This window comes from Corallococcus sp. CA053C (assembly GCF_003611675.1).
Classification (GTDB): Bacteria; Myxococcota; Myxococcia; order Myxococcales; family Myxococcaceae; genus Corallococcus.
Window position 1 is genome coordinate 1 of sequence record NZ_RAWA01000329.1, and the last position, 11,293, is coordinate 11,293.

Here is an 11,293-nt window from a genome sequence, read left to right on the forward strand (position 1 = left end):
GGGGGGAGGGGGATGGTAGGCGGACTCCTCGCGTCAATGAGGAAGTGAGATACAGTCCGCGCCGCCCCGCCCGTGTATTCCCCACGCGGGCACCCCCAGGTGTGCCTTTGTCCCGTACGAACACGCGCCTTGATTCCGCGCCTGATGGCTCTGACGAGTCCCCGGACGCGCCGGACGCCACGCCCCCGCCGCCTCCGGAATATACCGGCACCCATTCCCGCGAGCTCACCGCCCTCCCGGGTGGCGACCACACGGCCACCCGGATGACAGGAGCGCTCGGGCTGCCACAGTCCGACGCCACGCACACCCTCATCGCCCCCCTGGAAGCCGGCGAGCTGCCCAACGTGGCCGCCATCCGCGGGCTCCGGTTGGATCAGCTGCTGCTGCTCACCACGGGCGCGCTGGTGATCCTCATCGTGGGCCTGCTGGCGGCGCTGTCGGCGAAGACGACGGAGACGGCGCTCACGGCGGCGTCGGACCGCTTCACCCAGCGGCTCCAGTCCCAGGCGCGCGAGTTGGGCCAGACGGTGAGCCACACCCTGGCGCTCTCCTCCGCCACCAGCCTGCGCGACAACAACTACGCGTTCCTCACGGAGGTGGCGCGCTCCATCATCGCGGACAACCGCAACATCCTGCGCGTGCAGATGTTCGACGCGGAGTCGCAGCTCGTCGCGGACAGCGACCCGGCCGCGAAGCTGGGCTCTCCCTCCGGGGGCCGCACCGCGGAGCGCCGCTGGGCGAGCGCCTTCTTCAACGGCCAGCCCGTCTTCGAGTTCCAGGAGCCGCTCGACTACGGCTCGCAGGGCGGCAAGGGCGTGGTGGTCATCAGCTACTCGCTGGAGGACCTGCAGAAGCAGCTCCACGACCTGGAGGAGTCCAACCGCGCCGCGGTGCGCGCCAACACCGTGCGCATCCTGCAGCTGGGGCTGGCCTTCGTCGTCCTGGCGGGCGTGATCGCCGCCTACCAGAGCCGCCGCATCACCCGGCCCCTGGGCGCGCTCACCGGCAAGGTGATGCAGCTGGCCGCCGGTGACCTGGGCGCCCGCGCGGGCACGGCGCCGGGCGCGGGCCGCGAGGTGACGACGCTGGGCGTGGTGTTCAACCACATGGCCGAGCGCATCAAGGTCCTGCTGGAGGACGTGCGCGCCAAGGCGCAGCTGGAGCGTGAGGTGTCGCTCGCGCGCACGGTGCAGGAGACGCTGTTGCCCGGCCGCGACGCGGTGACGGTGGGCCCCCTGCGGCTCGCGGGGCTCGTGGTGCCCGCGGACGCGTGCGGCGGCGACTGGTGGTTCCGCGCCGCGCTGGATGACCGGCGGGTCGTCATCGGCATTGGCGACGTGACGGGCCACGGCCTGTCCACGTCGCTCGTGGCCACCAGCGCCACCAGCGGCTTCGCCTCCGCGATGACGCTGCGCGAGCCGTCGCAGGTGCACGCGCAGATGCTCATCACCGCGCTCAACGTGACGCTGGCCAACGTGGGCCGGGGCGAGCACCAGATGTCCAGCGCGCTCGCGGTCATCGACGTCTACAACGGCCAGATCGACTACGCGGCGGGCGGACACCCCGCGGCCGCCGTCTTCAACCGCCACAGCGGACAGATGGCGTCCCTGCCCGCGCGCGGCCCGCTGCTGGGCGCGAGCGTCGCGTCGCAGTTCACCTCACGCCAGGCGCAGCTGCGGCCCGGCGACATCGTGGTCTGGTACACGGACGGCCTCACCGAGGCGCGCGACGGCGCCAACCGGCTGTACGGCACGCAGCGGCTGGCCGCCGCGCTCCAGGCCAACGCCCACCTCCCCGCCGACGCCCTGCGCGACGCGCTCCTCGCGGACGTGCGCGCCTACAGCGCCGGCCAGCCCCAGCGCGACGACATCACCGTCATCGTCGCCGAATTCAGCCCCGCCCCCACGCCGTGACGAACCGCATGCGTCCATCCTCCCGTCCCCCGCGCCGCGTCTCCACCGCGCTCGTCCTGCTGGCCACGCTGGCCGGCCCGCCGACGGCGCTCGCGCAGTTCCGGCCGCCCCCCGCCACGGAGGCCCAGCGCCTCTCGGAGCAGGGCGACCAGGTGCTCGTGTCCGCCAACGCCGCCCTCGCCAAGGGCGACAAGAAGGAGGCGGAGGAGAAGTTCCGCAAGGCGCTCCAGCTCTTCGAACAGGCGCTCGGCGAGGATCCGCGCTCCGTCGCGTCCGCCGCGGGCCTGGGCACCGCCGCCAACGCGCTCCAGGACTTCCAGCGCACGGTGGCGCGCGTGCAGCCCGTGTTCGCCCAGAACCCGGAGGACCTGACGCTCGCGTACCCGCTGGGCACGGCGTACTTCAAGCTGCGCCGCTTCGCGGAGGCCGTGCCGGTGCTGGAGAAGGTGGCCGCCGCGGATCAGCCCGACCACCTCATCGTCCACTACTACCTGGCCAGCTACTACCTCTACGCCCAGGACGGGAACCGGGCCGTGACGCGGCTGCAGCGCTACCTGGTGCTGCGCCCGGAGAAGCTCGCCGGCAACGACTTCCAGATCCACGAGCTGCTGGGCAAGGCGCACCTGTTGCGCCGGGACGCCCCCGCCGCGCGCGCCGCCTTCGAGAAGTCCCAGGCGGGCCGGCCGGAGTCCGCGCCCGCGCAGATCGGCCTCGCCTCCGTGCTGGAGCTGGAGGGCCGCGTGCCGGAGGCCCGCGCGCTCCTGGAGCGGCTGGTGACGAAGTTCCCCCAGGTGCCCGAGCCGAAGGAGAAGCTCGCGCGCCTGTACCTCGCCGCCGGGGACGTGCCGCGCGCCGAGACGCAGGCGCTGGCCCTGGTGAAGGTGAGTGACACGCCCGCCTCGCACCTGCTGCTGGGTGACGTGCGGCTCGCGCAGAAGCAGCCCGCGCAGGCGGAAGCCGAGTTCCGCAAGGTGCTGGCGCTCCAGCCCGGCCTGCTGATGGGACAGATCGCCGTGGGCAAGGCGCTCCAGGCGCAGGCGCGCCACGAGGAGGCCATCCAGTTCCTGGAGAGCGCGGTGAAGGCGGGCGGCGGCAGCCTGGAGCTGTGGGCGACGCTGGGCTCCGTCAACCGCCGCGCCGGCCGCTTCCAGCGCGCGGTGGAGGTGCACCGGCGCGTGGTGGAGATGGCGCCGCGCCAGGCGCTGGGCTGGAACCTGCTGGGGGCGGATCACTTCGCCACCGGCCAGTGGGACCAGGCCATCGAGGACTACGGCAGCGCGCTCCAGCTCGAACCGAACAACGCCACCGCGAAGCAGTGGCTGGCCCAGGCCCTGGCCCACCGCGCGCGCGACCGCGCCGGGACGCAGCGCCTGGACGACGCCGTGCGCGACCTGCGCCGCGCGTATGACCTGGACCGCTCCGTGCCCATGGGCCGCCGCCTGGGCGCGGTGTTGCTGGACGCCCGCCAGTACGCGGAGGCCCGCAAGGTGCTGGAGGGCACCGTGACGCTGCCGGGCGCGACCTGGCGCGAGCACCTGCTGCTGGGCTACTCGCGGCTGGGCGGAGGCGACGCGCAGGCCGCGCTCACCGCGTTCACCCAGGCCGGGGAAGCCACCCAGGAGCCGGATCAGCGCGCGGAGGCGTCCGCGGGCGCCGCGCTCGCGGAGGTGGAGCTGGGCCAGGTGGACGCCGCCGTGCAGCGGCTGACGGACGCGGGCCCCTCCAAGGTCGCCGCGAAGGTGGCGGAGGCGAACCTGCCGCGCGTGCTGGTGCGCAGGGCCCTCTCGAAGCTGGAGGCCGGCGACGCGGCCTCGGCGAACCGCGACCTGGACGCGGTGGACCGTCTGGGCACCGGCAAGCGCACGGACCTGGCGAAGCTGGCGGTGTTCGCCCGGGCGCTCACGCGCGCGGAGGAGGGGCGGTTCGCGGACGCTTCGGGTGGCATCAAGCGCGCGCTCACCCCCGTGCCTGAGTGGGCGTGGCCCAACTCGCGCGCGCTGGCGGACGCGTGGGTGCTGTACCGCCAGGGCAAGGTGGCGCCCTCGCGCAAGCTGCTCACCGCGGCGCAGAAGAAGCCCATGCCCGGGCAGCCGCGCTGGACGGGCGCCCTCACCGGCGCGCTCCTGCGGCGCGAGGCGGCGCTCGCGTACGCCTCCGGCAACATGAAGGCGTCGGAGAAGGCCCTGAAGGCCGCGCTCGCGACGTCGCCCGACGACGCGCAGGTGCAGCACAACCTGGCGTGCGTGGAGTGGCGCCAGGGCGGCACCGCGGGTGCGCTCGCGACCTGGAAGCGCCTGGAGAACAGCGTACCCGTCGCGGCGCTCAACCTGGGCATCGACGCGCAGGAGCGCCGCCACGAGCCCGCCGAGGCCGTGGACGCGTGGCGCCGCTATCTGGCGTCGGGCGCGGGTGCCCGTGCCGCCCAGGTGCGGGAGTGGAAGGAACGCCTGCAGGGACTCTACGGACTTGGCGACGCCCAGGGCGCCGCGCCGTCCGGGGCCACCGCGGAGGAGACGCCGTGAAGATGTCAGCCTGTGTCGCGCGGTGGAGCCAGGTGCTCGCCGCCGTGTTGTTCCTCGCAGCCGTCCCCGCGTCCGCGGCGCCGAAGAAGGCGACCCTGGGCGTGTTCCTCGCCACCTCGCTGTCGGACGGGCAGGAGCGCTTCCAGTACGCCGAAGCGCTGGCCCAGAAGATGGAAGCCAGCCTGGGCCGCCCCGTGGCCGCCCGCAGCTTCGGCCGCTACGAGGACTTCGCCAAGGCGGTGGGCGAGGGGCTCATCGACTTCGCCGTGGTGGACGCCTGGGCCGCGGTCCAGCTGGGCGCCAAGGCCCAGCCCGTGGCGTACGCGCCGCGCGCCGGTGAGACGCAGCAGCGCTGGGCCATCATCTCCACCCAGAAGGGCTCCGTGAAGGACCTCGCCGGCAAGCGCATGGCGCTCGTCAAGGGCGCGGGCCCCTCGGATCCGAAGTTCGTCTCCCACGTCGTCCTGGGCGGCGACCTGGACGCGCAGCGTCATTTCAAGCTGGTGCCGGTGCCCAACGTGGAGTCGGCGGTGAAGATGCTGGAGGCGAAGGGCGCGGAGGCCGCGCTCGTGCCGGTGGCGCATGCGCCCAAGGACGTGCGCGTGCTCTTCCGCAGCGGCAAGGTGCCGGGCGCGGTGCTGGTGGACCTGAAGGGCGGGGCGGACGCCCTGTCCCAGTCCCTTTCCACGCTGGGAGGGGTGGCCCCGTTCGACGGGTTCACCGCCATTCCGGGCCGCGAATTCGAGGACTTCCGCAGGCTCGTCACGCAGGGCCCGCCGAAGCGCCAGCCCGTCTTCGCGGACGCGCCCGACCTGCGGGTGGAGCCGCCGGTGCTGGTGCGCTCGGAGCTGCTGGGACCGGCGCTGCCGCCGTTCGCGGACGACCTGGCCCTGACCTCCGAGCAGCCGGACGACTGAACCCGGAGGGGCTGATCCGCGAGCCCCCAGAGGCTGACTCGCGGGATTTGGCAGCATCGGTGGCCACGACTTGGCCCCGGTGGAGTGACTGCGGTAGCTTCCCTGCGTGAGCGCTATCGTTCAGGGGTGGAAGTTCGCCCGTTTGGACGATTGTCAGGCGCATCGGCATTGAACCGGGGCGTACAGGACCGCTGAAGGCTCTCTGCTTCCCCTCGTGGAATTGAGAACGATGGACTCGACTGGGTACTGTGGGCCGCAAAACCATGCGGCGAAGATGGTCTTGGGGCGTAAGAGCGCGCGCATGTACCTGCCTCTGGTGCTGTGCGCCTTGAGCCTGCTGTCTCCGGCCGTGGGCCAGGCACAGGACGCGGCCGAGCCCGCGCCAAAGACGCGCACGAAGCCCGTGCGCGCCAAGCGGACTCCCGCCGCCACTCCGCGCACACCTCGCGCCGCGAAGCCTCGCAAGGGCAAGGCCGGCGCTCCGGTGACGCCTCCTCCCGCGACGCCCGGGCCGGACACCACGGGGCTGTCCGTGGACGATCCCACCCTCGCCAGCGAGCCCTCGGCGACGCCGGTGGATCCGTACTCCCCGGCCGCGGCGCTGCCGACCCCGGAGCCGCTGCCGGTCGCGTCTCCGGGCCCTTCGGGCGCCCCCGCGACCGCGACGCTGCCCTCGGACGTGCCCGCCACGCCGCCCGCCAACGCCACCGCCGGGGGCGTGCCCCTGCCGGCGTCGGAGCCGCTGGGCAGCACCAGCAACGTGCCCGACCGCGCGCCCTTCACGGAGCCCAGCCCGGATCGCGCCATGCCGCCGCCCTCGGGGCTCGCGGGCCTGGACGGGCCGGATCCGCTGGCCGCGTCCTCGCTGGAGGAGTCCGTCAACCGCGTCCTCAGCGAGGCGGTGGTGACGACGGCGTCCAAGCGCCGCCAGCGCATCGCGGACGTGCCCCTCACGGTGTCGTGGATCCCCGCCGAGGAGCTGGAGGGCACCGGCCAGTTCTCCCTCTGCGAAGCCATCCAGTACTTCCCCGGCATGGAGTGCCGCCGGGGCTCCATGCGCAAGGCGGCGGTGAGCGCGCGCGGCCTGGGCTCCAACTACCTGTCCAACCGCCTCCTGCTCCTGAAGGATGGCCGTCCGTTGACGGACCCCTGGACGGGCCAGTTCTACGCGGATGAGACGACGCCGCTCACGAACCTCAAGCAGGTGGAAGTGATCCGCGGCCCCGGTTCGTCGCTCTACGGCTCCAACGCCTTCAGCGGCGTCATCAACATCATCGAGCGGCAGCCCGCGGACCTCATCCCCAAGGGCCAGAGCATCGGCGCGGACGCGCGCATCCTCGCGGGCCAGGACAAGACGTGGCGGCTGCAGACCACCGTGGCCGGCAAGGGCGGGCCCGTGGAGGCGCTGCTCGGCTACTACGGCTTCGGCTCGGACGGCCCGCAGCTCTTCAATGATCCGCGCGTGGGCCAGGTGGACGACAACGAGGACTCGCTGGTGCACCAGGTGAACGGCAAGGTGCGCGTCGGCGCCGTGTCGCTGGACGCGGACTTCACGGACGGCAACATCGGCCGCCCGGGCGGGCAGAACATCTCCACCGTGGGCAACTGCGGCCGCTGCCACTACACGTCGCAGGACAACGAGCACGTGCAGAACCTGAACACCGCCATCCAGGTGGATCAGCAGGTGAACGAGAACGTGCGCGTGTTCGCCCAGGGCTACGCGTTCTTCAAGCGCCGCGACGTGGCGCTGGAGAACCAGGTCACGGGCGCGCTGGAGTCCGCGCTGGGCAAGCGCCGCCGGCTGGGCGGCGAGGCCCGGGCCCTGTTCTCCCTGGACCGGCTGTCGCTCACCGTGGGCGGCGACGTGAAGGCCGACCAGGTGAACAACCAGAACATCCTCTCCGGCCTGGGCCTGGATGACACCCGGCAGACCATCCTGGGCGGCTTCGTGGACGCGGAGTACCGCGCCACGGACCGGCTGGTGCTGGGCGCGGGCGCCCGCTACGACCGCTACCAGATCCCCGAGCGCGTGTGGACCGCGCGCACGGATCAGATCTCCCCGCGCGCGAGCGTCGTCTTCCACGCCATTCCGGAGCTGCTCACGCTGCGCACCAACTACGGCCGCGCCTTCCGCGCGCCCACCCTGGCGGAGCTCGCCATCAACCAGCAGATGTACGCCGCCACGCTCCTGGGCAACCCGGCCCTGAAGGCGGAGACGCTGGACACGGTGGAGGCCGCGGTGGACTTCTGGCCCCTGGACCGCAAGGTGCGCCTGACGGGCACGGCCTTCTACAACCGCGCCAACAACTTCATCAATCAGGAGCTCCTCTTCGGCTCCACGTCCCAGTTCAAGAACCTGGGCGACGCGCGCGTGGCGGGCTTCGAGGCGGAGGCGGCCGCGCAGGTGCCGGCCCTCAACTCCTCCTTCGACGTGGCCTACCAGTTCCTGGACGCCCGGGCGCTGCCCGCGGACGGCGGCCCGGACTACGCGTTGGACTACGCGCCCAGCCACCGCATCTACGCCCGCGGCCGGACCAACATCGGCAAGGTCGCGTTCGTGGAGATCTACGGCCTCTTCGTGGGCCCGCGCTTCGACCCGGGCTTCGTCGTGGACGAGATCAGCGGCACGACGACCCGCGTGAAGATGCCCAGCTACATCACGGCCTCCGCGCGCGTGGGCTTCCAGGTGCACGAGCGCGTGGCGGTGTCGCTCTTGGGCACCAACCTCTTCAACGCCCAGTACGAGGAGTCGCACGGCTTCCCCGCGCCTCCCCAGGGCCTCTTCAGCGAAATCCGGCTGCGTTACTAGTAGGCCCTTTGGAAACCGCGACGCCCTCGAAGAACCCCCTGCTGGAGCTGACTCCGGACGACTCCCTGACGCCCGCCGCGATGGAGCGGGCGGCGGGGGCGCTCGCCCGGGACGGGCTCCTGCTGCGGCATGGGGCAGGCCCCGCGCGCAGGCTGGTGCTCTTCGACGGGCGGCTCGGCGCCGCGCAGGCGGAGATGTTGGACCGGGCTTCGCCGGCGCTGCTGCTGGCGACGCGCGAACCGGACGGGGAGCCCTCCGCGTGGGAGGTGCGCCTGCTGGCCGCGCTCCTTCGCGGGGACAGCCTGATGCCCGCCCAGGCCGTGGTGTCCCGCGCGCCGCTGACGCAGGTGGCGGACGTGGGGCCGGCGTGCGAGGCGGCCTCGGCGGCGGTGCTGGAGGCGGGAGGCTCGCGCGTGGCGGCGGGGCTCGTGGCGGACGTGGCGCACGAGCTCGCGGCGAACGCGCTCCTGGACGCGCCGGTGGATGAGACGGGCGCGCCCAAGTACGCGCACCGCCGGGGACAGGTGCAGCACGTGGCCCCGGAGGATGCGTGCCTGCTGGAGTGGGGCATGGAGCCGGGCCGTGCGTGGTTGCAGGCGGTGGATCGCTTCGGACGGCTGACGGCATCGCCGCTGGTCCGGGTGCTCCGCGCATGGGGTGGCAAGGCGCAGGTGGATGCTTCCGGAGGTGGGGCGGGCCTGGGTCTGCGCCGCATCCTGGAGCACAGCGATGCGGTGGCGGTGCGGGTGGTCCCGGGGCGCGGAACGGTGTTCACGTGCGCCGTGGACCTGGGGGAGGCGCGCCGCAGGGCCGCGCAGCCCAAGTCCCTGCTGTTCTGTCTGGAACGAGGGTAAGGCGGGTGGAGAGCCAAACTTCCAATGCCGGCATCACCTCCGTGCGCGTGGGAAACCTCCTCCACGTCCGGGTGTCTGGTGTCATCGACGAGACGTTCCCGCTGGCCTCGTCCACCAAGGGCCTCAACGGCCTGCTGGTGGTGGACCTGGGCCTCTTGGAGCGCATCAGCTCGTTCGGCGTGCGCAAGTGGATTGAGTTCGTCGGCCACCCGCCGCAGGGCGTGGCGGGGCTGTACGTCATCAACGCGCCGCCCATCGTGGTGGATCAGCTCAACATGGTGGAGGGCTTCGCGGGCGTCGCGCGCGTCCTCTCCCTGCTGGCGCCGTACACCTGCCGCTTCTGCAAGGAGGACCGGCTGCGGCTGGTCAACCTGGTGGACGAGGCGAAGGTGCTGGAGCAGGGCGGGGCGCCCGCGCACGCGTGCCCCGTGTGCGCCCAGCCGCTGGAGTTCGCGGACGAGCCCACGGAGTTCTTCGACTTCGCGCGCCGTCAGCAGTTCTCCACGGTGGACCCCGCGGTGCTGCGCTACCTGCGCGCGAGCACGCCGTCGGAGTCCTCCGAGCTCGCCTCGCATCTGAAGATCGTCCAGGACGACATCACCTTCATCACGCTGGCGTCCGTCCTCAAGGGCGACCTCAACGTGCGCCGGCTGGCGTCGGGCCTGGAGGGGCGCGTCGCGTTCGACTGCTGCCACGTGAGCAAGGCGGAGCCGGAGGCGCTGCCCCGCTTCGAGCAGGTGCTGGAGGTCGCGGCGCAGGGCGCCCAGGTGTTCCTGAGCCGCGTGCCCCCGCCGATGCTGGGCCTGCTCGCGCGCTCCGGGAAGACGCTGCCGGTGAAGCTGGCCACGCTGTGGCTGCCGTGCGACTGCCGCAACTGCGGGCAGGTGTATCACCAGCGCATCCAGGCCTCCGAGTACCTGGAGGTCCTGCGCGCCAAGGGCAACCTGGACCGCGTGTGCCCCATCTGCGGCGGCACCGCGCGGGCGCCGGCGCTGGCGCAGTTCCAGGGGCTCCTGGCGCGCATTCCCCTGACGGACAAGGTGCAGGACGACATCGAAGCGCTGGAGCAGCGCGCGCTCAGCCAGTACCTGTTCGGCTCCACCAACATCGACCCCGCGTCGATGAAGCACAGCTCGCCCACGGACCTCACCGCCCAGAGCGCGCGGCTGCAGATCATCCGCCGGCTGGGGCAGGGTGGCATGGCGGAGGTGTTCCTCGCCAAGCAGCAGGGCGCGAAGGGCTTCGAGAAGTACGTGGTGATGAAGAAGATCCTCGCGCAGTTCGCGGAGAACCCCGAGTTCGTCGACATGCTCTTCGCGGAGGCGCGCGCCAACGCCCGCCTCACGCACCCCAACGTCGTGCAGACCTTCGACGTGGGCGTGACGGACGGCGTCGCGTACATCCTGATGGAGTACGTGCGCGGCCCGGACCTCAAGCGGCTGCTCACGGAGCTGCGCCGCAAGGGGATGGCGCTGCCCCTGGAGCACGCGCTGCGCATCGTCGCGGAGGTGGCGGCGGGCCTGCACTACGCGCACAGCTACGTGGACCCGAGCGGCGTCGCGCACCCGGTGGTGCACCGCGACGTGAGCCCCCACAACGTCCTCATCTCGCTGGACGGTGCCATCAAGCTCAGCGACTTCGGCATCGCGAAGGTGCAGGGCGAGGAGCACACGCAGGCGGGCGTCATCAAGGGGAAGATCTCCTACCTGTCCCCGGAGGCCGCCAGCGGCCGGCAGCTGGACTGGCGCAACGACGTCTTCGCGCTGGGCGTCGTCCTCTTCGAGCTGCTCACCGGGCAGCTGCCGTTCCGCCGCGACCACGACGCGGCCACGCTCGCGGCCATCGTGCGCGAGCCGGCGCCGGTGCCCTCGCAGCTCAAGCCGCACATCCCGCAGGACGTGTCCGACCTCATCCTCCGGGCCCTGGTGAAGGACCCGGCGCGGCGCACGCCCTCGGCGGCGGCGATGCGCGAGGAGATTGAAGCGGTCATCGCGCACCACCGGCTGTCCTCGTCGCCCGCGTCGGTGGCGCAGTTCTTCAAGGAGGCCCTGGGCGACCGGCTCGCGGAGTACGCGCCGTCGTCCACCAGCGGCACGGGCTCCCACCCCAAGCCGCTCGTGCCCGGCACGGGTTCGCACCCGCGCGCGTCGACGGCGGGCTCCCAGTCCGGCTCCGGCCACGGCGACATGCGCGCCCCCACGGACATGTCCCGGCCGCCGGTGAAGGGCGCCTCGGGAAGCATGCCCCGGATGGAGCCGAGCGAACTGCGGCCCCCGCC

The 11,293-nt window shown here is 72.6% G+C and carries 6 protein-coding genes; all 6 read left to right on the forward strand.

From position 1 onward, the window contains the following. Positions 1 to 107 precede the first annotated feature (107 nt). A complete protein-coding gene (locus D7V97_RS32000) occupies positions 108 to 1,913 on the forward strand; it encodes a PP2C family protein-serine/threonine phosphatase (protein WP_120614419.1) in 1,806 nt (601 codons plus the stop codon). An 8-nt stretch (positions 1,914 to 1,921) separates the two neighbouring features. Then, the gene (locus D7V97_RS32005; RefSeq protein WP_120614423.1) at positions 1,922 to 4,435 is read left to right on the forward strand and encodes a tetratricopeptide repeat protein; all 2,514 of its coding nucleotides are present in this window, start codon (positions 1,922 to 1,924) and stop codon (positions 4,433 to 4,435) included. Positions 4,436 to 4,437: 2 nt separating this feature from the next. Beyond that, entirely contained in the window at positions 4,438 to 5,352 is a 915-nt protein-coding gene (locus tag D7V97_RS32010; protein ID WP_120614420.1) for a PhnD/SsuA/transferrin family substrate-binding protein, read from the forward strand. Between the two features lie 229 nt (positions 5,353 to 5,581). Continuing rightward, a complete protein-coding gene (locus D7V97_RS32015; RefSeq protein ID WP_120614421.1) occupies positions 5,582 to 8,161 on the forward strand; it encodes a TonB-dependent receptor in 2,580 nt (859 codons plus the stop codon). Between the two features lie 8 nt (positions 8,162 to 8,169). Beyond that, on the forward strand, positions 8,170 to 9,015 hold the full coding sequence (locus D7V97_RS32020) for a hypothetical protein (protein WP_120614422.1): 846 nt from the start codon (positions 8,170 to 8,172) through the stop codon (positions 9,013 to 9,015). A gap of 5 nt (positions 9,016 to 9,020) precedes the next feature. After that, positions 9,021 to 11,293, forward strand: a 2,273-nt coding sequence (locus D7V97_RS32025) for a serine/threonine-protein kinase (protein WP_147445054.1), incomplete at its 3' end; no start/stop codon positions are given.